Source organism: Serratia sp. HRI, from assembly GCF_010119335.3.
In the GTDB taxonomy this organism is placed as follows: Bacteria; Pseudomonadota; Gammaproteobacteria; order Enterobacterales; family Enterobacteriaceae; genus Serratia; species Serratia nevei.
The window spans coordinates 1,024,656-1,049,898 of the sequence record NZ_CP083690.1; the positions used below are offsets into that span (position 1 = coordinate 1,024,656).

General features: G+C 59.0%; 21 protein-coding genes. 6 read left to right on the forward strand and 15 right to left on the reverse strand.

Going from position 1 to position 25,243, the window contains the following annotated elements; genetic code table 11:
* Positions 1-28: 28 nt before the first annotated feature.
* From GF111_RS04965 to GF111_RS04980, 4 genes are read right to left on the reverse strand one after another with little or no spacing between them, the layout of a single operon-like run.
* Complete coding sequence (locus GF111_RS04965) at positions 29-1,096, reverse strand: fimbrial protein (protein WP_038881187.1); 1,068 nt, start codon at positions 1,094-1,096, stop codon at positions 29-31.
* Between the two features lie 14 nt (positions 1,097-1,110).
* Positions 1,111-3,705 carry a fimbria/pilus outer membrane usher protein gene (locus tag GF111_RS04970; protein WP_038880906.1) on the reverse strand — a complete coding sequence of 865 codons (2,595 nt, stop codon included), beginning with the start codon at positions 3,703-3,705 and terminating at the stop codon, positions 1,111-1,113.
* A gap of 12 nt (positions 3,706-3,717) precedes the next feature.
* A complete protein-coding gene (locus GF111_RS04975) occupies positions 3,718-4,404 on the reverse strand; it encodes a molecular chaperone (RefSeq protein WP_038880905.1) in 687 nt (228 codons plus the stop codon).
* Positions 4,405-4,452: 48 nt separating this feature from the next.
* Positions 4,453-4,992: a fimbrial protein gene (locus GF111_RS04980; RefSeq protein ID WP_038880902.1), complete on the reverse strand. Its 540-nt coding sequence runs from the start codon at positions 4,990-4,992 to the stop codon at positions 4,453-4,455.
* 514 nt (positions 4,993-5,506) lie between these two features.
* Here GF111_RS04980 and GF111_RS04985 point away from each other — a divergent pair.
* The 3 genes from GF111_RS04985 (at position 5,507) to GF111_RS04995 (ending at position 8,646) form a co-directional block, all read left to right on the forward strand.
* A complete protein-coding gene (locus tag GF111_RS04985) occupies positions 5,507-6,223 on the forward strand; it encodes an EAL domain-containing protein (RefSeq protein ID WP_033637688.1) in 717 nt (238 codons plus the stop codon).
* 21 nt (positions 6,224-6,244) lie between these two features.
* The gene (locus GF111_RS04990; RefSeq protein ID WP_004939094.1) at positions 6,245-6,835 is read left to right on the forward strand and encodes a LuxR family transcriptional regulator; all 591 of its coding nucleotides are present in this window, start codon (positions 6,245-6,247) and stop codon (positions 6,833-6,835) included.
* Between the two features lie 185 nt (positions 6,836-7,020).
* The gene (locus tag GF111_RS04995) at positions 7,021-8,646 is read left to right on the forward strand and encodes an FMN-binding glutamate synthase family protein (protein ID WP_049198958.1); all 1,626 of its coding nucleotides are present in this window, start codon (positions 7,021-7,023) and stop codon (positions 8,644-8,646) included.
* Between the two features lie 108 nt (positions 8,647-8,754).
* Here the strand turns inward: GF111_RS04995 and betA are convergent, their stop codons facing one another.
* The 3 genes from betA to betI all read right to left on the reverse strand — a co-directional run bounded on the left by betA (position 8,755) and on the right by betI (position 12,649).
* Positions 8,755-10,422, reverse strand: coding sequence for a choline dehydrogenase (gene betA, locus GF111_RS05000; protein WP_038880900.1), 1,668 nt, complete (start codon positions 10,420-10,422; stop codon positions 8,755-8,757).
* Positions 10,423-10,559: 137 nt separating this feature from the next.
* The gene (gene betB / locus GF111_RS05005; RefSeq protein ID WP_038880899.1) at positions 10,560-12,032 is read right to left on the reverse strand and encodes a betaine-aldehyde dehydrogenase; all 1,473 of its coding nucleotides are present in this window, start codon (positions 12,030-12,032) and stop codon (positions 10,560-10,562) included.
* Between the two features lie 14 nt (positions 12,033-12,046).
* The gene (gene betI, locus GF111_RS05010; RefSeq protein WP_038880897.1) at positions 12,047-12,649 is read right to left on the reverse strand and encodes a transcriptional regulator BetI; all 603 of its coding nucleotides are present in this window, start codon (positions 12,647-12,649) and stop codon (positions 12,047-12,049) included.
* A gap of 398 nt (positions 12,650-13,047) precedes the next feature.
* Here betI and GF111_RS05015 point away from each other — a divergent pair, with 398 nt between their 5' ends.
* A complete protein-coding gene (locus GF111_RS05015) occupies positions 13,048-15,087 on the forward strand; it encodes a choline transporter (protein WP_038881184.1) in 2,040 nt (679 codons plus the stop codon).
* 78 nt (positions 15,088-15,165) lie between these two features.
* On the opposite strand, the gene tnpA is transcribed toward GF111_RS05015, so the two are convergent.
* The 5 genes from tnpA to GF111_RS05040 all read right to left on the reverse strand — a co-directional run bounded on the left by tnpA (position 15,166) and on the right by GF111_RS05040 (position 18,039).
* Positions 15,166-15,603 carry an IS200/IS605 family transposase gene (tnpA, locus tag GF111_RS05020; RefSeq protein WP_038874510.1) on the reverse strand — a complete coding sequence of 146 codons (438 nt, stop codon included), beginning with the start codon at positions 15,601-15,603 and terminating at the stop codon, positions 15,166-15,168.
* A 151-nt stretch (positions 15,604-15,754) separates the two neighbouring features.
* Entirely contained in the window at positions 15,755-16,225 is a 471-nt protein-coding gene (locus GF111_RS05025) for a YkgB family protein (RefSeq protein ID WP_033637683.1), read from the reverse strand.
* A gap of 65 nt (positions 16,226-16,290) precedes the next feature.
* Positions 16,291-16,581: a pentapeptide MXKDX repeat protein gene (locus tag GF111_RS05030; RefSeq protein WP_038880896.1), complete on the reverse strand. Its 291-nt coding sequence runs from the start codon at positions 16,579-16,581 to the stop codon at positions 16,291-16,293.
* 59 nt (positions 16,582-16,640) lie between these two features.
* Positions 16,641-17,417, reverse strand: coding sequence for a molybdopterin-dependent oxidoreductase (locus tag GF111_RS05035; RefSeq protein ID WP_038880894.1), 777 nt, complete (start codon positions 17,415-17,417; stop codon positions 16,641-16,643).
* Between the two features lie 10 nt (positions 17,418-17,427).
* The gene (locus GF111_RS05040; RefSeq protein ID WP_038880891.1) at positions 17,428-18,039 is read right to left on the reverse strand and encodes a cytochrome b/b6 domain-containing protein; all 612 of its coding nucleotides are present in this window, start codon (positions 18,037-18,039) and stop codon (positions 17,428-17,430) included.
* 150 nt (positions 18,040-18,189) lie between these two features.
* Between GF111_RS05040 and GF111_RS05045 the strand changes: the two genes are divergently transcribed.
* Together GF111_RS05045 and GF111_RS05050 are read left to right on the forward strand one after the other, a co-directional pair.
* A complete protein-coding gene (locus GF111_RS05045) occupies positions 18,190-18,903 on the forward strand; it encodes a response regulator transcription factor (RefSeq protein WP_047728196.1) in 714 nt (237 codons plus the stop codon).
* 3 nt (positions 18,904-18,906) lie between these two features.
* A complete protein-coding gene (locus GF111_RS05050; protein WP_048233085.1) occupies positions 18,907-20,373 on the forward strand; it encodes an ATP-binding protein in 1,467 nt (488 codons plus the stop codon).
* Here GF111_RS05050 and GF111_RS05055 read toward each other — a convergent pair.
* Genes GF111_RS05055 through GF111_RS05065 form a run of 3 tightly spaced genes read right to left on the reverse strand, consistent with a single transcriptional unit; the run spans position 20,370 to position 25,143 of the window.
* Positions 20,370-21,029, reverse strand: a complete 660-nt coding sequence (locus GF111_RS05055; protein ID WP_094300710.1) for a fimbria/pilus periplasmic chaperone — start codon at positions 21,027-21,029, stop codon at positions 20,370-20,372. The two genes, GF111_RS05050 and GF111_RS05055, sit on opposite strands and share 4 nt — an antisense overlap.
* 18 nt (positions 21,030-21,047) lie before the next feature.
* Complete coding sequence (locus GF111_RS05060) at positions 21,048-22,688, reverse strand: hypothetical protein (RefSeq protein WP_047728198.1); 1,641 nt, start codon at positions 22,686-22,688, stop codon at positions 21,048-21,050.
* The gene (locus tag GF111_RS05065; RefSeq protein ID WP_224217846.1) at positions 22,678-25,143 is read right to left on the reverse strand and encodes a CS1-pili formation C-terminal domain-containing protein; all 2,466 of its coding nucleotides are present in this window, start codon (positions 25,141-25,143) and stop codon (positions 22,678-22,680) included. The genes GF111_RS05060 and GF111_RS05065 overlap by 11 nt, the downstream gene beginning before the upstream one ends.
* Between the last annotated feature and the right edge of the window lie 100 nt (positions 25,144-25,243).

The following is a 25,243-nucleotide window of genomic DNA, read 5'->3' on the forward strand; positions in this document are numbered from 1 at the left end:
ACCCCTTTTTTATTGAAGCGACACCGGATTATTTGAAGGTGACGTCGACGTTGGCGGTGGCGTTGAACACCCCGGTCTTCGGCGTATTGGTCAACCACTTCAGGTTCGCGATAAAGGTCTCTTTCACCTCGTTCTGCTTATCCTGCAGCACGCCGCCGAAATCCACGTTGGTTTGCAGTGGGATCGGTTTTTTATTGGTATCACGCTGCTGAGTCAGGAAGATCGCTACGCCCGGCTTGGTGGTCGGCAGGATCTGCGTGTTGTCTGACGGATCGGCGTTGGTGCTGCTGAAGCTGGCCTGCAGAGACTGGCCGGCACATTCGCCGCCGCTCAAGGTCGCCTTGATATCAAACGGCACCTGCTTGGCGATAGTGCCGGTTTTGGCGCTGGAAGTCGTCAGCACGCCGAAATCAACGCTGGCGCCGTTGTTGGCCAACACGGTGATCTGCGGGTTGCACTGGATCACGCGGATCTTGTCCAGCCCCTTGATATAGGCGTTAAAGTTGCTGTCTTTGGTAGCGTTTAGCCCCTTCACACCATCGATTTGGAACAGCGATGCGCGCGCCAACGGCGGGAAATTACCCGCCGGCGGTTTCGCCCCGGTGGCTTTGATATACACCGAATAGGTGGCGGTCACCGCCTGAGGATCGGCTTTCCTACTGTTACGGCCCGGTTTGGTACCCGGCCCCAAATTTGGACCGGTCGGTGTTTTGCCGCTTTGCAGCAGGTTGACCGAATCATAGTCGATGCCATTAATAGACACCCCAATAGACAACGACTTATCCAGCGCCCCGAACGAGTTTTGCGGGTTCCAGTAAATGTAGGCGTTTTCCCCCTGCGGGTATTTATCGGTATCCCAACAGGTAAAGGTGGAGGTAAAGTTCTGCGAACGCCAAATCAGGTTGCCCGCCACAAAGTCGCTGGCGGCCAGCACGATCGGGCGGCCGACGTCGATATCCTGCGTCACGCTGCCAACCGGCTCTTTTGAACCCGTCGAGTTGCCGAAGCGGCACTGCATCGCCGACGCCTGTTGCGCCATCGCCAACCCCGCCAGCCCCACCACCGACAGAAGTGTGTTACGTGCTAATTTGCTCAAGTTCATGGTGTACCTTACAGTTTTTGGCATTGCAGGGTCAGTTCCTGATATCCCATGGCCACTTGTTTGTCGCCCACGTTCGCCGGGATCGGCAGTACACATTGCTGATCGGCTTTCGGGCCCCATTTGATCGTCAGTTTCTCACCCGCTTGCACGCCGGAAACATAGGTCGCGCCGTTCAGGCCCACGGTGCCGCTGTTGCGGCCGGCCGCGTTGAACACGCCGGCACCGATGGCCGGATAACCGTTATCACCCAGACGAGCGTGAATCAGCAGGCTGACGCCCTTGAAGGTATCGAAGCTCACCTTCACCACCGATTTCTCGGTCGGTACCACTTGTTTACTGGCCACCGGCACATCCAGGCCCGGGCCGAAGTCTTCGGTACGCAGCGCGACATAGTTGTAGCGGTAAGCGGTAGCCGACGGCACCACTGCATAACCGAAGCGGTCGATGGTCACGCCCGGCTGGTTTTCCAGACGCACGCCTTTGGCATCTTTCGCTTCCACCAGCAAGATGGTGTTCTGCAACGGCTGCGTCAGGGTCGCGCCGCCGGAGTGCACCAGCAGGCCACCGGAGAGGCCCAGCCCTTGCTGGCGGTATTTCGAGCTATAGGCATAACTACCGTCGATGTTACCGATGCTGCTGCTGTAGCCCAGGTTCAGGTTGCTGCTCTGACCGGAGGACTGCGTATGCCCGGTGGAGACCGAGTAGTTCATGCGACGGTCGTCCAGCATGGTGCCGCTGATACCGGTCGAGTAGCTGTCGCCGCTCTGCTTGCTGTGCGCCGCGCTGAAGTTGGCTGTGGTCGAGTTGTTGTTCTGTCCCCAATCCAGCGGGATCGACATCGTGAAGTTCACGCTGCGATCGGAATAACCGTACTGGCCGCGCGTATCCTGCAGATAAACGCCGTAGGAAATGCGCTTGAAGCCATCGTTGTAGCCCAGCTGAATCGTGCGATCGTTGCCGGACACGCCCCAGTAGTTCTGGTGGCTCACGTTGGCGTACAGGCTGGCGCCCGCCCACAGCTGCTGGCTGAGCGACAGCTCGACGCGTTCGCGTTTGTTGCCGTAGCGCGCAGTGTATCGGGTACGTTTCTGGTTGTTGCTCCAGGAAGGCTGCCCCGGCTGCAGATCGTTCGGATCCCAGTAATCGTTGGCATAAAAGCCGTTGCGCCAGCGGTTGCGCTCCTGGACCGCATCGCTGAGATCATAATAACCGGAAGTCGCATAGCGATAGCCCGCCAACTGGAAGTTGGTGCCCATCTGGTTGAGCGACTTGGAGTACAGGAAACGGAAGCTCTGCCCCTGTTTGCGATCGCCGTTCGCCAGCTCGGTATCGGAGATCGAACCGTCCACGGAGATGGCCCCCCACGATCCCAGGCTCTTACCGATACCCACGGCGGCGGAACGGTAGTGTTCGGCGATGATGGCACCGCCGAACGGCGTCAGGCCATAGTTCATGCCGTATGCCGCGGTGCCCTGGATCAGCTTCGGCTGATAGCCGTCGCCGCCAGTGTGGTATTTACCGGCGGTCAGCTGGAAGTTCCAAATGCCTTCTCGCAGCATGTTGGCCACGGAAGAGTAGGCGACGCTGAACGTTTTATGCGAACCGTCGGCCTCGTTCACGGTGACCTGCAGGTCACCGTTGTTGGTATGCGGATAGACGTCGTGGATCTCGAAAGGACCCGGCGCGACGTTGGTGCTGTAGATGACGTAACCGTTCTGGCGAATTTCGACGCGGGCGTTGGTTGCCGCCACGCCGCGCACCACCGGCGCATAACCGCGCAGGCTGTCCGGCAGCATGTCGTCAACGCTGGAGAGTTGCACCCCGCGGAACTGGAAGCTGTTGAACACGCTGTTGTTGGTGCTCGCCTGCCCCATCACCAAACGGCTGCGCCATGGCACGATGTCGGTCTCGGCCCAGGAAGAGACGTTAGTCCAGCTGCTGCTGCTGCCGCTCTGTTTGTCCCAGGTGGAGTTGTTGCGCAGGCGCCATCTGCCCAGGTTGAGGCCGCTGTTCAACGCGAGGAACATGTACTCGCTGTCGTCGGCATCATCTCGGCGATAGCTGTTCTTGTTGTAGTTGAAGTTATAGTTGGCGAACAGCGCGTTGATGCCTTCATCGTACATGCTTGGCGGGATCGCGCCGATAGCGCTCAGATCCATCATGGTCTGAGGCACGGAAATGTTGATCTGCTGCACCGCCGCGTCATAGCTGACGGTGGCATCTTTAATCAACGCAGGCAGATCAACGCAGCTGCCGGCCTGCAGCGTTTCCGGCAGTTTGATGCCGTAGTTGCGCAGGTCTTCAACTTTCAGGCAGGGTTGAGACGCGGCCTGGCCTTTAGCCTGACGAAAAGTAACATCCTTATGATCGACCTGAGTCAGGTTGACGTAGATGTCGAATGGGTAAACGCCCGGTTGCAAAGCATCGCCCTGGGCGACCGCTTCCGCGTTGCTCAGGTTTTCATCGCCGTGAATAAACGACATGTTAAACTCTGCCAGCGCCGCTTCACTCCATAACATCGGCGCACTGGCGGCAATGATTGCAATTCGGATCAGCTGTGTCAGCCGCGTCGTTCCGCCTGCTACTTTTCGTTGATTTGCCATTCCCTGTCTCTCTTATTGTACTGGAACGTCCTTGACTTCCGTTCTACCGCCAAAATCGTTGATATAACTGAAAGCAATCTTGTTGCCGACGCTGACGCCCGCCGGGATGTTGATCGATAAGCGATCTTTCGGGTTCACCATATTGGCGTCCACATCCACGGTCTTACCCGCGCTGTTTTTCAAATGCAGCGCCCCAAAGGTGATATGCAGCGGACCATCGTTAATCACTTGCAGACGTGAACCTTCACGCTGCCAACGCAAGTTTTGTACTTGCTCGTCCAGCGTCGTTTTCAACGCCACCGGCCGGTAAAAAAGTTTGATTCGGGTACGCACCGCAACCTGAAGCACGTTTTCCTGCTTCGGTGCCGGTGGAATTTCCTGCACGTTAATCCACAGCAGAGTTTCTTTATCCTGAGGTAAACCCGTACCGGAATAGATAAAGCGCAGAACTGCAGTTTTAGCGGCGTCCAATTTCAGAATCGGTGGAACGACAACGACAGGCAGATTTTTCGGCACTTGATTTCTGTCACCGGTGTCCAGCCAGGTCTGCACCATATAAGCTTCTGAAGCATCGTTATGGATTGGCAGCGAGGCGGATTTGTCATCGCCTTTATAAATCACGCGAGTGGCATCTACCTGGATACCGGCGTAGCTGTTAAAGGCGCCCAGCATCAGCAGAGCAGCAAAGAACTTTTTCATCGGTTTCCTCTACGGGCCATCCTTGGCCGTGTGTGTCCTGAAAGACGATTATTTGTATTCGATGGTGAACGGGCTGGTGGCGTTAGCCAGACCCGCGGTCACTGCAGCGAATGAACGGTAACGAGCCTGCAGGTTGAAGGTCGCTTTACCGTCAGCAGCGATGGTGACTTTCGCTACGTCGTCTTTGATGTTGGAACCGTCGCCGATAGCGAATGGCTTGCCGTTGTTGTCAGTGATTTCGATACCCACGCCGGTAGCTGCAGTGCCGGTGCCACCCACGTTGCTTACGGACAGCAGGTCTGGGTTGCCGGCAACGGTGTTACCGTCGAAGCGCAGGCTGTAATTGCCGGCATCACATTTTTCCAGAGAGATCTGGAAAGCTTTAGATGCAGATTTGTCACCCACGTTTTGGAAAGCAGAAGTTGGGTAAGTACCCAGGTAAACTTCTTTATTCTGAGTATCGCTAGTTACCTGGCAGGTAGACTGTTTGATTTCACCGGTGAATTTAACAGTGCCGCTTGCTGCCATTGCGTTGGAAGCAGTTGCAGACAATACCAGGGCAGCCAAAGGCAATAATACTTTTTTCATTTCCAGCTCCATAGAACAATAAAATAATCGATTCAGTGGCGGGCTTATATATATATTGCCGCCACTGAGCATACACTCAGCGATAGCACTCCCTTGCTGAAAAGGAGCGTTGCCTCGATGAACTCATTGCCGGACGAAATATAGACTAAGCATATTCTTAATGTTAAATCGTTTAAAACATTCATAAGGCCCCCCTTGATAGGAATAAACTATCGGCGGATACCTATCGATCGATGTTGACGATTCATATGAATAGGAATAATCTGTGTTTGGGAAAGCTGCAGAGTTCAAGATTTTGCATTAAGGCCTGAGAATCAGAATATTATCCCAAATATTTACATTTAGTAACAGATTGCGACGTTTGGACTTTGGCACGAATTACGCGTTAAATGGTCTGCCGACACGCTTCGGCCATCCTGACGTTTTAAATAAGAAATTTACCAATAAACCCGGAGTAACTTTCTTTTTAATCATTTAAAATCAACAAGTTAAATATCAATCCAAGGATTGGGAAATGAGCGGTTCTTTCAGAGAGAAAAATAACGGCATTAATTATGTTTTTCAGCCAATGTTCGCGAAATCGGGACAATTGCTGGCCGTTGAATGTCTGTCTCGCTTTACGTTTAATAGCGAATATGCCCATTTTTCTCCTGAACAGTTCTTTCGCCACGCCGACAGTGCCACTCGGATTGAGATTTTGATGGATCAGATCAATCTGATCGATAAATACAAACACTGGTTTCATGAAAACCAAGTGATAGCCACTTTGAATGTTGACGATTATTCCCTGCAATCGCTGGCGAATACTCACTTTGCCGAAAGAATTAACGCTATGCGCTGTATTCATTTCGAGATCAGCGAGAATTCAACCCGGCTGGTGAAAGATCGCGTGCACGGCGATCCGTCATTGAATAGTTATTCATTTTGGCTCGATGATTTTGGTTCTGGCTATGCGGGTTTTTCCGCGTTGTACAACAGCCAGTTCCGCTTCGTTAAGCTCGACCGTTTTCTGCTTTGGGACTTCATGAAAAAGTCCGGCGGTGAGGGCTTGATGCGCGCGTTACTGCGCTTCTTTTACCTTAATCATTACAAGGTAATTATCGAAGGAGTTGAAACTCCCGAACACAAGAAATGGCTGGACGAAATGCCATATTACGCACTGCAGGGAAAGCTGTGGAAGGAATCCAGCATCAAGGATTTGAACTCGCTTCTTACAGCTGAATACTTTTAACTCGGTATTGGTGTTTGCCCTATGTCTAAAAACAACGTTCTTGTGATTAGTGAGTGTAAGTACAGCTATGTTGGCCTGTCGGTGCTGCTGAAGAAACACTACGGCGCGTACGATATCCGCCTGTTTTCCGATTTCATGCACGGCGGCGCCAAAGCAGAGAAGATCACCAAGCACGATATCGCGCTGATTTTCACCTCGCAAAACCTCGAACAGAGCGTCAACGTGATCGAAAGCCTGGTGTCCCTGCACCAGCAGTACAACAGCAAAACGCGCCTCTTGGTGTTCTATGACGACGAGCGCGTGGTGAAACTGCTGTCGATCCTGGGGATTTCCGTCGAGTTGGTCTCCACCCGTATTCCGCTTTATTCGCTGCAGGAAAAAATCCAGCGGCTGCTGGAAAGCAAAGAACCGGGCGGCATCAGAGTGCAGAAAACCCGCGAGCTCAGCCCGGCGGAAAGTGACGTGATCTTCAATCTGCTGCGCGGCGACAGCCTGCTGCACATTGCGGAAAAGCGCGGTACGCACCCAAAAACCATCTTCTCGCAGAAATACAGCGCGATGAAAAAGCTGCGGCTGCGCAGCATGAGCACCATCTTCGTCGCCGGCAAATAACCTGCCCTGGCTTGTTGCGCGGTACGCCGCGCGGCAACCGGCCCTCCCCCGCCCAGTTAAATTAATGTAACAACCGGCGACAAAGCAGCAACAGACACACAACATCCTCTCCTGTTGGCTACGATTTGCACACGGATTATCCGTGAGTCATGTCGTGTAGATTAAAATAAACATCAGGAGATGTTATGAAGTCGTCCTTATTCAGCCGCTACACCTGCTTTGTGCTGAGCATCTTGCTTACCCTGGTTTTCTTAATCATGATGCGCAACCATCCGTGGTTCTGGCTGCCGGCCCTGGCCTGCGGTGGCTTGATGGTGCTGGGTATCTACGATCTCACGCAACAGCGCCACGCCATCTGCCGCAACTACCCGATCATCGGCCGCCTGCGCTTCTTCTTCGAATTCATCCGTCCGGAACTGCGCCAGTATTTCCTCGAGCAGGATAATGAAGAGATCCCGTTTTCGCGTACCCAGCGCACGCTGGTGTATCGCCGGGCGAAAAACGAGATGGGCGACAAGCCGTTCGGCACCCTGCTGGATGTCTACCAAACCGGCTATGAGTGCATCGGCCACTCCATGCGGCCGGTGGAAGCCGCCGACCCGACCAGTTTCCGCATCACCATCGGCGGCGCCGACTGCCGCCAGCCCTACTCCGCGTCGATCTTTAACATTTCGGCTATGAGCTTCGGCGCGCTCTCCGCCAATGCCATCCGCGCGCTCAACCTCGGTGCGGCCAAGGGCAATTTCTACCACGACACCGGTGAGGGCAGCATCAGCCGCTATCACCGGGAAAACAACGGCGATCTGGTGTGGGAGCTGGGCAGCGGCTATTTCGGCTGCCGCACCGCCGACGGCCATTTCGACCCGCGGCGCTTTGCCGAACAGGCGCAAAGCCCGCAGGTGAAAATGATTGAAATCAAGCTCAGCCAGGGCGCCAAACCCGGCCACGGCGGCATTCTGCCTGCGAAGAAGGTGGATGCGGAAATCGCCGCCACCCGCGGCGTGCCGGAAGGGGTCGATTGCATCTCGCCGGCCTCGCACAGCGCCTTCACCACTCCGCTGGAAATGATGCATTTCATCCAACAGCTGCGCGAGCTGTCAGGCGGCAAGCCGGTCGGTTTCAAGCTGTGCATCGGCCACCCGTGGGAGTTCGTCGCCATCGTCAAGGCGATGCTGCACACCCGCATCCTGCCGGATTTCATCGTGGTGGACGGCAAGGAAGGCGGCACCGGCGCCGCGCCGCTCGAACTCTCCAACTACATGGGCATGCCGCTGCGCGAAGGGCTGCTGTTCGTGCATAACACGCTGGTAGGCTGCGGCCTGCGCGACCAGATCAAGATAGGCGCCAGCGGCAAGATCATCAGCGCCTTCGACATCGCCAGCGTGCTGGTGCTCGGCGCCGACTGGGTGAACTCGGCGCGCGGCTTTATGTTCGCCGTCGGCTGCATCCAGTCGCAAAGCTGCCATACCAACCACTGCCCGACCGGCGTGGCGACGCAAGATCCGCTGCGGCAAAAGGCGCTGGTGGTGCCGAACAAGGCGGAACGCGTCTACCACTTCCACCAAAATACGGTGAAAGCGCTGGCGGACATGCTGGCGGCGGCCGGCGTCAGCCGCCCGGAGCAGCTGACCTCGCACCATATGCTGCGCCGCATCACGCCGACCGAGATCAAGGTGTACGCCGATATCTATTACTACCTGGAGCCGGGCGCGCTGCTGCAGCCGGAGATCAAAAGCGAGTTCTATGCCCGCATGTGGCGTATGGCGACGCCCACCAGTTTCGATCAGGCGATCTCGCTGCCGGCGGCATGATGGGATAAGGAATAAAAGGGAGTTGCCCCCTCGCCTTGGGGAAGAGCATATGGAGAGGGGTTGCTTGCTACGGCGGCCCTCCCCCTCAACGGCGAGAGGGCGTATCGGTTACAGCTTGCGCACCGGCGCATCGCCGGCGACGTAATAGTCGGCGGTGCTGCGCGGCAGCGGCGCGCGCTGGCGAATGCGATCGGCTAACTTCTCGGCGATCATGATGGTCGTGGCGTTCAGGTTGCCGGTGATGATCAGCGGCATGATCGACGCATCCACCACCCGCAATCCTTCCATGCCGTGCACCCGGCCCTGACCATCGACCACCGCCATCTCATCCTCGCCCATCTTGCACGAGCAGGACGGGTGGAAGGCGGTTTCGGCGTGCTCGCGCACGAAAGCGTCCAGCTGCTCGTCCGTCTGCACCTCCGGCCCCGGGCTTATCTCGCGGCCGCGGTACTCGTCCAGCGCCGGCTGCGCCATGATCTCGCGCGTGATGCGAATAGCATCGCGGAATTCCTGCCAGTCCTGCTCGGTCGCCATGTAGTTGAACAGAATGCTCGGGTGCTGGCGCGGATCTTTCGATTTCACCTGTACCCGGCCGCGGCTCGGCGAACGCATCGAGCCGACGTGCGCCTGGAAGCCGTGCTCCTTCACCGCGTTGCTGCCGTTGTAGTTAATCGCCACCGGCAGGAAGTGATACTGAATATTCGGCCAGGCGAACTCTGCGCGGCTGCGGATGAAACCGCCGGCCTCGAACTGGTTGCTGGCGCCGATGCCGGTGCCGTTGAACAGCCATTCCGCGCCGATCTTCGGCTGGTTGAACCATTGCAGCGCCGGGTACAGCGACACCGGTTTCTTACAGGCATACTGCAGGTACATCTCCAGGTGATCCTGCAGGTTTTCCCCGACGCCCGGCAGATCGTGCACCACGTTGATATCCAGACTTTTCAGCAGCGCCGCCGGGCCGACGCCCGAACGCTGCAGGATCTGTGGCGAGGCGATGGCACCGGCGCACAGCAACACTTCGCGCCGCGCTTTGGCGTGGGTCAGCTGATTGCTGTCGCCCTGCAAATAGTTGACGCCCACCGCACGCTTGCCGTCGAACACGATATGGTCGGTCAGCGCATGGGTGACGATTTTCAGGTTCGGCCGCGAACGTGCCTGATCCAGATAACCGCGGGCGGTGCTGGCGCGGCGCCCTTTCGGCGTCACGGTGCGATCCATCGGGCCGAAGCCTTCTTGCTGGTAGCCGTTCAGATCGTCGGTGCGCGGGTAACCCGCCTGCACGCCGGCTTCCACCATGGCGTGGAACAGTTCGTTGTTGCCGGCTTTCGGCGTGGTGACGCTCACCGGGCCCTCGCCGCCGTGGTAATCGTTCGGGCCGATATCGCGCGTTTCCGCCTTGCGGAAATACGGCAGGCAGTCCAGGTAGGTCCAGTCTTCCAGACCCGGCGCCTTGGCCCAGTTATCGAAGTCCATCGCGTTGCCGCGAATGTAACACATACCGTTGATCAGGGACGAACCGCCCAGCCCTTTGCCGCGGCCGCATTCCATCCGGCGATTGTTCATGTGCGGCTCAGGATCGGTCTCATACGCCCAGTTATAGCGGCGGCCCTGCAGCGGAAACGCCAGCGCGGCCGGCATCTGGGTACGGAAATCCATCCGGTAATCCGGGCCGCCGGCTTCCAGCAGCAGGACGCTGACATCGGCGTCCTCGGTCAATCGGGTGGCTAACACGTTGCCGGCGGAACCGGCACCGATAATGATGTAGTCAAATTCCATTCATTATCTCCTTACTTTATAGAGGCCTGGTCAGGCAAAGACGCGAAGCGCGGCTCGGCAACAGGCTGTGTATTTTGGCTCTCTAGAGATTGTCGGCCGCAGCCAACGCGGCTGCGGCTCGAAAGACGGCGGGAAGATCAGAATACCGAGGCGTATTCGCCCAGCTCAACCTGCACCGATTTGATCTGGGTGTAGTGTTCCAGCGTCGTCAGGCCGTTCTCGCGGCCAACGCCGGACTGCTTGTAGCCGCCGACCGGCATTTCCGCCGCCGACTCGCCCCAGGTGTTGATCCAGCAAATGCCGGCTTCCAGCTGGTGGATCACGCGGTGCGCGCGAGCCAGATCGTTGGTCACCACGCCCGCAGCCAGACCGAAGGTGGTGTCATTGGCGCGGCGCACCACTTCCTCTTCGCTCTGATAGCTGAGAATGCTCATCACCGGCCCGAAGATCTCCTCGCGCACGATTTCCATGTCGTCGCGGCAGTCGCTGAATACCGTCGGCGCCACATAAGCGCCCTTGCCGAATTCGCCGTGGGTAACGCGTTCGCCGCCGCACAGCAGGCGCGCGCCGCTGTTCTTGCCGCTCTCGATAAAGCGCAGCACCGACTCCATATGCGCGAAGCTAACCAGCGGCCCGAAGTTGGTCTGCGGATCGGTCGGATCGCCGAGGCGAATGCGCTTCACGCGCTCGAGGATTTTCGCCTCAAACTGCGCCTGCAGCGCCGCCGGCACGAAGACGCGGGTGCCGTTGGTGCATACCTGGCCGGAGCTGTAGAAGTTGGCCATCATGGCGATATCGGCGGCGCGATCCAGATCGGCGTCGTCGAAAATAATCAGCGGCGACTTGCCGCCCAGTTCCATGGTGACGTCCTTCAGCGTCGATCCCGACGCGTTGGCCATCACCTTCTTGCCGGTTTTCACCCCGCCGGTGAAAGAGACTTTGGCGATGCCCGGATGGTCGGTCAGGTACTGCCCCACCTCCGCCCCGCTGCCGGTCACCACGTTGAACACGCCGTCCGGCAGGCCGGCTTCGGTGTAAATTTCCGCCAGCTTCAGCGCCGTCAACGAGGTGACTTCACTCGGTTTGAAGATCATCGCGTTGCCCGCCGCCAGCGCCGGCGCGGACTTCCACAGCGCGATTTGAATCGGGTAGTTCCAGGCGCCGATGCCGGCCACCACGCCCAGCGGTTCGCGGCGGGTGTAGACGAAGGAGGTTTCGCGCAGCGGGATCTGTTCGCCTTCAATGGCCGGGATCAGGCCGGCATAGTACTCCAGCACGTCGGCGCCGGTGACGATGTCCACCGCGGTGGTTTCCGACATCGCTTTGCCGGTATCCAGCGTTTCCAGCGCCGCCAGCTCATCGTTGCGCTCGCGCAGAATATCCACCGCGCGACGCAGGATGCGTGAACGCGCCATCGCCGTCATCGCCGCCCACACCTTCTGCCCGCTGGCCGCGCTGGCCACCGCACGATCGACGTCTTCAGCGCCGGCGGACTGGACTTCAGCCAGAACTTCGCCGTTCGCCGGGTTAATGGCGTTGAAGGTTTTTCCAGCGGTGCTGTCTACATAGGCGCCATGAATATAGAGCTTCTGCAAGCCAAAACGGGACATAGGATCTCCTTGGGTTATCCTCCGGGCGGCGTCTGCCCCCGGAGTTGGAACGTGATGTATTCGGTCGTGAGCGCCAGCGCCTGTGACTGATTGAACGCCGAGCCGCGCAGCGCGCTGCGCAACCACAGTCCGTCGATCAGCGCCGCCAGCCCCTTGGCCGCCAACCGCGCCTGCGGCTGCGGCATGACGCGGCGAAACTCGGCGCACAGGTTGGAATAGAGCCGGCGGCCGTTCACCTGCTGCAGCCGGTTGAGCTGCGGTTGGTGCAGACTGCTGGCCCAAAAGGCCAGCCAGGTCTTCATCGCCGCGCTGTTAATCTGGCTGTCGTCGAAGTTGCCGGCGACGATCGCCTGCAGCCGCGCCGCCGGGCTGTTATCGGTCAGCGCCTGCAAGCGCAGCTTCACCGCCTCGCCCAGATGGCTGATCAGATAGCGCATCGTGGCTTCCAGCAGGCCGTTCTTGTCCTTGAAATAATGGCTGATGATGCCGTTGGAAACGCCGGCCCGCCGCGCGATCTGCGCGATGGTGGCGTCATGCATTCCCACTTCGTTTACCGCGGCGAGCGTGGCATCAATCAACTGCTGCCTTCTGATTGGCTGCATTCCTACCTTTGGCATATTTCGACTCTCACAAAACCGACTTCGGCCTTATCTCAGCGGGCAAATTTCACTGCCGTTTCGCCCGTGATTCAGGTCATCATGAGGACTATTAAACTTTTTTTTGATTGAACGTTCAATAAAAATTGCATATATTTTATTGCCGCCTGGTTAAAAATTTGTACTATCTGGTTGTGGAACTGGCTGATTTTTGTGAGGTAATTAACGAATCTGACAAAAATCAGTGGCTGTAAGCGGTTCCCGCCGCGAAGCGCGCCGGCGCTTCATTCACAGGCGAAAGCGGCATCATTCAGGCCCTCCTCTACGGAGACGGCCGCCGCCTTCATTCGCCCGTTTTTCAGAGGCCAACGCGCCCTGGAATACGGAGCGGCACGATTTTCTCAGTTCAGAGGATGACGATGACAACCCACGAAACCTCCTCCAAATCGCAGCAGGACCGCCTCAACCCTGTGGTTTTCTTCACCTCGGCGGGGCTGATCCTGGCCTTCTCGCTGATGACCATCTTTTTCACCGACTTCTCCGGGCAGTGGATCACCCGCACGCTGAATTGGGTGTCGGCCACCTTCGGTTGGTACTACCTGCTGGCGGCGACGCTGTACATCGTGTTCGTGGTGTTTATCGCCGCTTCGCGCTTCGGTTCGATCAAGCTCGGGCCGGAGCAGTCCAAGCCGGAATTCAGCCTGATGAGCTGGGCGGCGATGCTGTTCGCCGCCGGCATCGGCATCGACCTGATGTTCTTCTCGGTCGCCGAGCCGGTGACCCAGTACATGATGCCGCCGGAAGGTGACGCGCAAACGCTGGAAGCCGCGCGCCAGGCGATGGTCTGGACGCTCTTCCACTACGGCCTGACCGGCTGGTCGATGTATGCGCTGATGGGCATCGCCCTCGGCTACTTCAGCTATCGCTACAATCTGCCGTTGACCATCCGCTCGGCGCTGTACCCGATCTTCGGTAAGCGCATCAACGGCCCGATCGGCCACAGCGTGGACATCGCCGCGGTGCTCGGCACCATCTTCGGCATCGCCACCACGCTGGGCATCGGCGTGGTGCAGCTCAACTACGGCCTCAAGGTGCTGTTCGAGATCCCGGAAAACCTGACGGTGCAGGGCTCGCTGATCCTGCTGTCGGTGATCATGGCCACCATCTCGGTCACCTCGGGCGTCAACAAGGGCATCCGCATCCTGTCCGAGCTGAACGTGCTGCTGGCGCTGGGCCTGATCCTGTTTGTGCTGTTCTTCGGCGACACCGAGTTCCTGCTCAACGCGCTGGTGCTCAACGTCGGCGATTACGTCAATCGCTTTATGGGCATGACGCTCAACAGCTTCGCCTTCGATCGGCCGGTGGAGTGGATGAACAACTGGACGCTGTTCTTCTGGGCCTGGTGGGTGGCGTGGTCGCCGTTTGTCGGCCTGTTCCTGGCGCGCATCTCGCGCGGGCGCACCATTCGCCAGTTCGTGGTCGGCACGCTGATCATACCATTCGTGTTCACCCTGCTGTGGCTGTCTATCTTCGGCAACAGCGCGCTGTACCAGATCATTCACGGTAACGCCGAGTTTGCGCAGGAAGTGATGCAGTTCCCGGAGCGCGGCTTCTACAGCCTGCTGGCGCAATACCCCGGCTTCACCTTCAGCGCCTCGGTGGCCACCATCACCGGCCTGCTGTTCTACGTCACCTCGGCGGACTCCGGCTCGCTGGTGCTGGGCAACTTCACCTCGCGCCTGGCCGACATCAATAATGATGCGCCGAACTGGCTGCGGATTTTCTGGTCGGTGGCCATCGGCCTGCTGACCATCGGCATGCTGATGACCGACGGCGTGCCGGCGTTGCAGAAAACCACGGTAATCATGGGCCTGCCGTTCAGCTTCGTGATCTTCTTCGTGATGGCCGGGCTGTATAAATCGCTGCGGGTGGAAGACTACCGTAAGGCCAGTGCGCTCAGCACCCTGGCGCCGGTGCCGGTCTCCAGCCACGACGTGCTCAACTGGAAACAGCGTCTGTCGCGGGTGATGAACTACCCGGGCACCCAGTACACGCAGAAAATGTTGGATAAGGTTTGCCGTCCGGCGATGCAGGACGTGGCGCGCGAGCTGGAGCTGCGCGGCGCGAAAGTGGAGTTCAGCGAAGTGCCGCCGACCGAAGACGAGCGTCTGAACCACCTGGAGCTGCTGGTGCGCCTGGGCGAGGAACAGAACTTTATCTATCAGATCTGGCCGATGCGCTACTCGGTGCCGGGCTTCACCTACCGCGCCCGCTCCGGCAAGTCGCACTACTACCGGCTGGAAACCTTCCTGATGGAAGGCACCCAGGGCAACGACCTGATGGACTACAGCAAGGAACAGGTGATTGGCGATATCCTCGACCAGTACGAGAAGCACCTGAACTTCCTGCACATTCATCGCGAAGCGCCGGGGGGCACCCTGACCTTCCCGGATATGTGACGGTCGATAAATAGTAAAAGACCACCTCCTGAGGAGGTGGCTTTACACGACGCCCCCTAAAAGGGGGCCATTTTCGAGTTAATCCTGCAACAACTCCATCTGCTGTTCGATCTCTTGGTCCTTCTTATCCTGATGCCTCACGTATCGCCTGATAATTTCTTCGTTTACTCCTACCGTATCGACAAAGTATCCCCTTGCCCAAAAATGATTGCCCCACAACTTCTTTCGTATATGTGGAAAACGATTGTAAAGCCGGATTGCACTGCGTCCTTTCAGGACGCCCATCAACGTCGAAATCGATAGCTTCGGGGGGACTATCACGACCAGATGCACATGATCTGGCTGAATATTTAGCTCAAGGACTTCACAGTCCTTCATGTTGCAGAGGATATAAATTGTTCGGTAGAGCTCTTTACCCACCTTGTCGCGGAGGATTTTAAATCGATACTTCGGCGTCCACACCAGGTGGTATTTGCAACGCCAGAACACATGTGATGAACTCCTGTATAAACCCATGTTGGTGATTTCCTTCTTACTTGTGGTGAGTAAGCTGGAATATTCCGGCATGGGTTTCCTTCAGGCTAGAGCCTCACAGGTTCAATCACCACCTCCTTAGGAGGTGGTTTAAGGCTTACAACGAAAGGGCGTAGCCAGGCTACGCCCTTTTTTATGCCTGCTCGGCCGGCAAGTCGGCTTTCAGCAGCACCAGGGAACCGGCCAGCAACACCAGATCCTTGATTAAAAAGCTGGTGGCGCCGGCCATGGCCGGAAAACCGCCGGCGGAAGGCTCCCAGGCCCCCGGCGTGGAAAAGATCAGCGTTAGCGTAGTCAGGTAGGTCACCGTCGAACCGATCGCCCCCAGCAACCCCAGCCGCCGCGACCAGAATCCCGCCAGCAGCAGCAAGCCGAAGCTCCACTCAGCGACGCCCAGCGCATAGCTGGCGCCGCGGATGCCGAACGCTTGATGCATCCAGCTCAGCAGCGGGCTGTTGCCGATCAGCGGTACCAGCCCCTGCGCCTCGTAATCAAACCACTTGGCGTAACCGAAGGCGGCGAAGATCACCACCAGCGCCGCGCGCATAAAGATAACGTCCCCGTTCGAGCGCTGAAAGCGCCGCAGCCATGTCGCCAGCATCATCCTCTCTCCTTATGTTGTCCACGGCCGCCGCGGATCGCCCGCTTGCGGCCGCGGGGTGCGGCAGCTTAGTGCCCCATCGCGTCCTTCTTCATTTCGTCTTTCTTCATGCCGTCTTTGGCCATACCGTCTTTCGCCATGCCATCCTTTTTCATGGCGTCTTTGCCCATCTTGTCTTTCTTCATGCAGTCCTTGCCCATGCACTCTTTCTTCATGCCGTCTTTGGCCATGCCGTCGTGCGACATCTGGCTCATGCCGTCCTTTTTCATCGCGTCTTTACTCATGCCATCGGCGGCGTTGGCGCCGGCCACGCCCAGCATCAGCACGCTGCACATCATCATTGCGAATAACTTTTTCATGGTATTTCCTTTCGTCATGTCAAAGGCACCGGGGTGCCGGAGAATGGCCGGCGGCCGCCTCAGCTGCCGCCAAACCAGTTGTAACCCTGGTCTTCCCAGTAACCGCCCGGGAAGCGGTTGGTGACCTCGATCACCTGAATGTGTTTCGGGTTCTTGTAGCCCAGCTTGGTCGGCATGCGCAGCTTCATCGGGTAGCCGTACTTGCGCGGCAAGATCTGGCCGTCATAGGTCAGCGCAATAATCGTCTGCGGGTGCAGCGCGGTGGCCATGTCGATGCTGGTGTAGTAATCGTCGGCGCATTTGAAGCTGACGTAGCGGGCGCTCAGATCCGCGCCGATCGCCTTGAGAAAGGTCGCGAACGGCACGCCGCCCCACTTGCCGATGGCGCTCCAGCCCTCGACGCAAATATGGCGCGTCACCTGGCTGACCTGCGCCATCCGGTGCAGCTGCGGCAGGCTCCAGGCGCGTTTGTCCTGCACCCGTCCGGCCACCTCCAGCCGGTAGTCGTCGCCGTTGATGTCCGGCGCGTCCTCCTCGGCGTAGAAAGCGTTGAACGGGAACGGCCGGGTGATCATCGATTCCGGGTAGACCGGCGCCAGGCGATCGCCATTGAACAGCCAGCCCTGTACCCGATCGTTGAAGCGCGAGATGCGGCTCAGCGCCTGTTCGACGTTGGCGTTATCGCTGAGATCGCAGCCGGTGAGCATGGCGATGCCGCCCAGCGTCAGGCCGTTGCGCAGAAAGCGGCGGCGCGAAGGCGCGCTCAACAGCCGCTGCGCTTCTTTGACGATCGCCTGCCCTTCAATGATCGTCATGATCTGTTTATCCTTTTCCATCATTCACTCCTTAGCGTCCGCGCAGCATGGCCAGCAGCGTCCGCGGCACCAGCGCCACCATCACCAGGTGAATCGCGACGAAGGCCACCAGCGCCGACATGGCAAAAAAGTGGATATAGCGCGCCGCCTCATAACCGCCGAGCAGCGTGCGCAGCAGCGGAAACTGCACCGATTTCCACAGCACCAGCCCGGACAGCGCGCTCATCACGCCGAGGATCATCACCGACAGATAGGCCACGCGTTGCACCATGTTGTAGTGGCGCAGGTCGGCGTGTTGCAGCCTGCCGCGCAGCGCGGCGCCTGCATCGGCGAGAAACTGCCGTGGGCTGAGCGGCCAATACTTGCGTTTAAAACGCCCGCTGGCCAGGTTGATCAGCAGGTAGCACAGCCCGTTGACGCCGAACAGCCACATGCCGGCGAAGTGCCACTGCAGCGCGCCACCCAGCCAGCCGCCGAGCGTCAGCTCATTGAGAAAGCTGAAGTTGAACAGCGGCGAGGCGTTGTAGATGCGCCAGCCGCTGGTCACCATGATCAGCATCGCCAGCGCATTCAGCCAGTGCGTCAACCGCAGCCACAGCGGATGCACCGTCTGTCGTTGTTCCGGGGTGAGAGTGAGGCTCATGCGAACTCCTGGCGACCAATGAGGCGATGAGCCGAGTATTCCCCGGATTTGTTCCCCAAGACCTCACGCAAAGTTAAATAAAATGTGATAACTCCGCCGGTGGGGGTTGTGTAGACTTCAGAGAGAAACGGGCAATCAGCGGTAATGAGAATGGACAAGCCAAAACGAATTTTGATCGTCGAGGACGACGGCGACATCGCCGAACTGCTGCAGCTGCATCTGCGCGACGAAGGTTACGCCATCAGCCACGCCGCCGACGGCAACCGGGGCATGGCGATGCTGGAACAGGGCGGCTGGGACGCCCTCATCCTCGATCTGATGCTGCCGGGCGTGGACGGATTGGAGATTTGCCGCCGGGCGCGCACCATGACGCGTTACACGCCGATCATCATCACCAGCGCGCGCTCCAGCGAGGTGCACCGCGTGCTGGGGCTGGAGCTGGGCGCCGACGACTATCTGGCCAAGCCCTTCTCCATGCTGGAGCTGGTGGCGCGGGTCAAGGCGCTGTTTCGCCGCCAGGAAGCGATGAGCCGCAACCTGCGCATGGACGCCGGCGTGCTCAGCTTCAACGATCTGACCATCGATCCCATTGCCCGCGAAGTGCACCTGCATCAGCAACCGGTCGAGCTGACGCCGCGCGAATTCGACCTGCTGTACTTTTTCGCCCGCCACCCGGGCCAGGTGTTCTCACGCCTGAGCCTGTTGAATCAGGTCTGGGGCTATCAGCACGAAGGGTATGAGCACACCGTCAACACCCATATCAACCGGCTGCGCATCAAGATCGAGCGCAACCCGGCGGAACCCGAGCGCATCCTCACGGTGTGGGGCATGGGCTATAAATTCGCGGCCGCGCCGCAAGAGTGAGCCATGAAAAACCTTACGTTAGCGCAACGCCTCACGCTGATCTTCGCGCTGCTGATCGTCATCGGCTGCGCCTTTTCCGGCTGGATGCAGGTGCGCAGCAGCACCCAGTACAGCCAGGCGGTGATCCAGCGCCTGTCCGGCAACCTGGCGCAGCATATTGCCGACAGCAACCCGCTGCTGGGGGTGAACGGGCCGGATCCACAGGCGGTGCATACCCTGTTCGATCAGCTGATGGCGGTGAATCCCAGCGTTGAGGTTTACCTGCTCGACAAACAGGGCGCGATTATCGGCAACGCCGCGCCGGCCGGGCATCTGAAGCGGCAGCGGGTCGCGTTGCCGCCGCTGCAGGCGCTGCTCGGTGGCGCGCCGATGCCGGTGTATGGCGACGATCCGCGCAGCGCGGACGGGCGCAAGGTGTTCAGCGTCGCGCCGCTTAAGGTCGATGGCCGGATCGAAGGCTATCTGTACGTGGTGCTGCTCGGCGAAGAGTACACGGCGCTGGCCAGCAACGCCCAGTTCAACTCGGCGGTCAGGATGGCGCTGTGGACCTCCGGGCTGATGGTGCTGTTCAGCCTGCTGGCCGGCGGTTTCGCGTTTTATTGGGTGACGCGCCCTATCCGTCGCCTGACCCGGCAGGTCAGCGCGCTGGACAGCGGCGGCATCGAGGCGGTGCAGGCCTACGCGGCGCTGCCGGCGGTACGGGCCGGGCGCGACGAAGTCAGCCAGCTGCAGCAGGCTTTCCACCGCATGGCGCAGCGCCTTGCCGAACAGTGGCAAACGCTGGCGCAGCAGGATCGGCTGCGGCGTGAGTTCATCGCCAACGTCTCGCACGATCTGCGCACCCCGCTCACCTCGCTGCACGGCTATCTGGAGACGCTGTCGGTCAAGGCCGCCACCCTGAGCGAAGCCGATCGGCGGCGCTATCTGGAGATCGCGCTGGCGCAGAGCCGCAAGGTGGGCAAGCTGGCGCAGGAGCTGTTCGAGCTGGCGCGGCTGGAGTACGGCGTGGTGAAACCGCAGAAAGAGCCTTTTTCCCTCAGCGAGCTGTTGCAGGACGTGTTCCAAAAGTTCGAGCTGGCGGCGGAGGCGCGCAACCAGCGGCTGCATGCCGACATTCCCCCCGGCATTCCGCCGGTGTTCGCCGATCTCAGCATGATTGAGCGGGTGCTGACCAACCTGTTGGACAACGCCATTCGCCATACGCCGCCCGGCGGCGACATCGGCGTGCGGCTGTGGCGGCAGGACGATCGGGTGATGGTGCAGGTCAGCGACAGCGGCCCCGGCATTCCGCAGACGCTGCGCGCCGATCTGTTCGTGCGCCCGTCTGTCCTGAGCGGCGCCCGGCGCCCTTCCGGCGGACTGGGCCTGATGATCGTGCGACGCATTCTGCAGCTGCACGACAGCGATATTCAGCTGATCGAACAAGCGCAAAGCGGCGCCTGCTTCCGCTTTGCCATTCCGCCGCGTTAATCGAGGCAGCTGCGATCGACGCTGATAAATTTGTCGTTATAGATAATGAATTTCTGCCCCTTCAGCCGAATACCGGCATGGGTCAGCGTATCGCCGGGGCGCAGGTATTCGGTGACGCCCTCTTCATCGGTGCTGTTACAGCCCGGCTTGAGCAGGAACTTGAAGTAGGTGTTGCCGGTGTTGGTGAGCGTACCGCGCTGGGTATCGAGCCGATAGGCAAAGTTTACCTGACGCGGGCGCACCACCAGAATGGTGTCCATCACCACGATCGGCTCCAGGTTGACGCCGGCGCCCCGACGCGGCCCCGGCTCGAACAATCGGGTCGGCACTTCGCGAAATGACACCCGGTAATAACGCTCGCGATTATCCTGCGGCCCGCGGTAGAAAAACTTGTAGTACTCCGCCTGCCCGGCCTGCAGCGTCAGCTGGCGCGGCGCAAACAGCAGCTCGCCGTCCGCCGGCCGGCTGCGCACCTCGCGCTCTCCCGGCCGATCGATGGCGCGAATGCTCACCTGATACAGGCGCGCGCCGCGGTTGTTATTCAACACCCGCTTGGCGGTGAATGAGCGATCCTGATCCATGGCAAACGTCAGGGTACCGACATTGATCGCGGCGGCGGTAAAGGGGAAGGACAAACCCAGCAACCCTATCAGCACAAGTTTCACGCCCTGCCCTCAATTGATGTTACGCCAGGTGGCTTCGACATGAATTTCACCGGCGGCGCTGACGTCACCATACCAACCGTTGCCGTCGACGGTTCTCAGCGAGATCGGATTGTTCATCGGAATGCTAAAGGTCACGCGGGTCTTGTTCAGCACCCCCACTTCACCGGAGATATCATTCCACGGCGTGCTGCTCCAGAGCGCATTGGTCATGTCGTGCCACTGGCCATCGCAGCCGGCGGCGAAGCTCTGCTGACCGTTGGTGCTGGTGGTGATGCCGAGGGTGGCGGGGAACGGCACCTGGGTACTGTTATCCGCAGAAGAAAAGAGGCAATAGTTCACCCCGTTGATCGCCTGAGTCGGCCCGGTCGCCATCACCCTCACCTGATCGGCGGCGGTTTTGCCGCTGGTGGTCACGAAGTAGCCGAACTCCAGCGCCGGCTCCGCCGGACCGACATAACCTTCACGGTGTGGGCTGTTGTCGTAATCATCGGAAATAATGCTGATGCTGAAATCGCGCGGCTTGATAATCAGCTGGTTTGAAGTGGAAAACTCATACCATCCCGACTCCGGCGAAGTGGTGTTCTGAAAACGGAAATTGATCAGATCGCGGGTGCCGCTGTCGGAAATCCCCAGCGCGACCATCTGTTTGAAGAAGTTACTGGAGAAGAACACATAGACGGCGTTGCTGCTCTTCAGCTCGTTAAACGTATAGTAGCTGCCGGTGCCCGACGTGTTTTTCCAGGTATTGCCGTTCAGACTGAACTGCAGATCGGCGGCGTTCACCGCTGAGGACAGCGCCGCATGGTTAATCGCCGGGAAAATATGAATCGAGGTATTGCTCACGCTGCCGTCGGTCTGCAAATCGTAGCTGACCATCTTGCACATGATGCCTGAGCGGGCGCCGATGGTCTGGTTCTTGCAATCGGCATTGCCCTCGCCGATGATCGGCACCCCATCGCTGTTGACGAACACCTCCGATACGGCGTTGGTATTGATAAAGCGCAGGTGGGCCGCCTTGCTGTGCGTGACGGTGCGCTTGTACCAGCTGCCGCTGGCCTGATCCCGACAGCGGCCGCCGGCCGCGGCGTCGTAAGCCACCGACGTTTGGCAGCCGTTGATCTGCATGCTGAAAGCTTCACCCGCTGCCATCTGCTTCAGATACTGATAGAAGCTCGGCGACATCATGCCGTGCATCCATTTTGCGCCGCCGGGCGTGACCACGGTGCCGTAAAATCCCTTTTCGTCGGTGGTCTGCGGCAGAATCAAGCTGGTATCCATATTGCAACCGGCATACCAGTTGATGCAGCGCAGGCCAAGGAACGGATTCTTTATCGGCGCATTTTCCAGCCACATGTCATAGCGCCAGTTGGCATTCAGCCCCGTGTTGTAACCATTATCCACGTACCCCAGGCTCTGCTGATAGACAGTGCCGGAACCGCCGTATTTCAGCCCGGTCCACTTATTGGCGCCGGTCATGCGCGGATCCAGCCCGCCGGCCGGCGTGACGAAAAAGTTGTCGTCGGCGTTGTTCTCCACGAAGACAAATTTCATTACCGCCGCATCCGGCCAGTTGGTCTGGCTGACCGCCGCCTGCAGCGCGGGGGCGACCAGCGCCAACAAGAACAACAACAGCGCAACGTTAGCTCTCATGGTCAGACTCCCCGGATGACATATTGCCTGCATAGGTTTTCAGCCCGGTGCAGATCACGTCGCCGACCCACACGGCGCCTTGCGCCTTGCTGAGATCCAAATCTACCTCGCATGTCTGATTGCCGCCGTGGGTAAAATCGATAACCGGGAATTTCTTGTCGACATCCATGATAAATTCGCCTTTCTCATCGGTGCGGGTGCGGCCGATATGGTTCTTGATATAGGCGTTGGCCAGCAGCGTGCCGTCCTCCGCTTTGATGCGGCCAAACACCGTCACCATCTGTTTTATCTCCGGCGAGATCACCGCCACGTTGCCCGGATACAGGGTGAGCTTGCTCTTGCGCCTGGTGACGATGTCGAAGCTCTCCGCCGAGTTTTTGTTGTTCATCAGCTCAACGTCGTACTGACCGTACGGCGACAACGGCAGGTAATTCTTATTGCCGCTCAGCTTCACCATCCGGCCGTCAACCCGTGCGGTCAGCAGGCCGTCGTTTTCAATGCCGGTATTGAAGATAATCCCGGCGTTGCCTTCGTTGCGGCCGCTGATGGCAATATCACGCCCTTGCCAACCCATGCTGCCGCTCGCGGTCAGGCTGCTGTTAACGTAGCCGTCGGCGGAGCTGCTGACGTTGAGCGTGCCGGCCGAATACTTGGTGTCGAAGCGCGCATAGCCACCACCGTTGAAGCGGTTGTCGCCGCGGGTATCACCGGAAATCGCCCGCGACAGGTTGGCCCCCAGGGTGCGGATCGGCCCGTCCTTGATGTCCTTGCGCGCCGCCAGGTTGGCGGTGGTGTAACCGTTTTGATTGGAAACGCCGGCGCTGAGCCAGTTACCCATCGGCAGTGAAAAATCGAGCGCGATGTACTTGCCGGTATTGGCGTTGCTGCTGCCGTTGTTGTAGCGCTGCACGCCCGCCCGTACGCCCAGCGTGCCGAAGCGGCCGGTAAAGATGTTCTGGTAATAGTCGGCGTTGTAATAGTGACTGTCGTTCTTCTTATCGTCGTTGTAGCTGGCGCTCAGGGTGCCCAACGGAGACCACAGCGCCCCCAGATTAAGGCTGCCGCCAACGGCGCGGTTATAGGCGTCATTTTGCAACAGACGATCGCCAATCTGCGTTTTCTCCTGATTGATCCATACGCTGCTGAAGCCGCCGGGCAACGCGGCGCTGACGCTGTTGACCAAACTCCAGGAGCGATCGGATGCCGCCATATTTTGCAGGTTGATCTGAATCGACTCGGTCACCGGCAGGCTGACGCGGCTCTCGCCGACGGCGTTGCCGTCAAACGAATACCCCGACAGCGCCCAATTAAGCGTTTGCAGATTGCCGGTAGCCGAAGCGCCAAGCAAATAAGAATCCTTTGCCGGGCGGTGGCGTTCCCGTTCGCCGCGCCAGTCGTCCATGCGCAGCATCCCGCCCCAGAATTGCCAGGCCAGCGGCGCATTCGCACCGCGATTGGGGCTGAACAATTTATTCACTCGCTGCATGCGTTTATCGACCACTTTGCCGTTGACCACGACCTCCACCTCTACGTCATAGATACCGTAGGGCAAACTGCCGGTGTCCACTTCATGATTGCCCATCGTGAAGTTTTGTACGCTGAGCAGCCGCCCGTCGCGCGACAGATGCACCTCGCCGGCCGAGGGGAAAAAAACCACGATCGGCGTCAGCGATTGGGAATTATCGAATACCGTCGAGTTGGCGCGGTTACCGTAGGACAGACCATAAATCTTGCTCGAGTTGATGGTCGTGACCGGCCCCAGCGACTGCAGATTCCAGCTGTCCAGCATGCCGGCAGCGAAACGGCGGCCGGCGAAATCACGCTCGTACATCGCTTTGTACAGCGTGGCGTTTTCATCGCCGCTGCCGATACCGTAGATGGAACCGTTCAACTCCACGTGGTGTTCACGCAACGCCGTGACGCTGTTGAGCGATAAATAACTGGAGGTGTTGCCTTCGCTGGCGCGGGCCCGGTTATCGTAGACCCCGAGGTTATAATCCAGCGTGCTGCTTACGGCATCTACGCTGGACGCGCCGATGTCGCTGGAGCGGGCGCGCAGCACCGTCCCCAACGCGGATTCTTTCACCACCAGCTGCAGGTTGAGCTGCCGGAAATCCAGCGCGAGCCAGGCGTCGTCCGCGATCCGGATATGCTGCTGCCGATCGAATAGCGCATCCTGCAAAGCCTGCAGCTGGCCGGCAATCGCCGCCGTCAGCCGGGCGCCGTCGTCGTTATCCTCCAGCGTCACCCGACGAATCTTTAGCCGGTCCTGATCCAGGTAGAGAAAGGCATGGCCGATGCGGCTGTCGTCTTTGACGCCATCGCTCTTTTCATAATGCAACAACAGCGGAATACTCATCCCCTCGCGCAACGCCAGGCTGAAAGTGTGCGGGATCAGCACGCCGTTAATCTGCATCAAACCGGCCGCCATCGCCATACGGCCAGGCAACAGCATCGGGAGCGCCAGCGCACCGGCAGCCAAAAGCGTTCTCAACAGCACAGCGTTCACATGCCACTCCTTGCGTGATTGTTTTGCATCCATCGTGGATAACGCG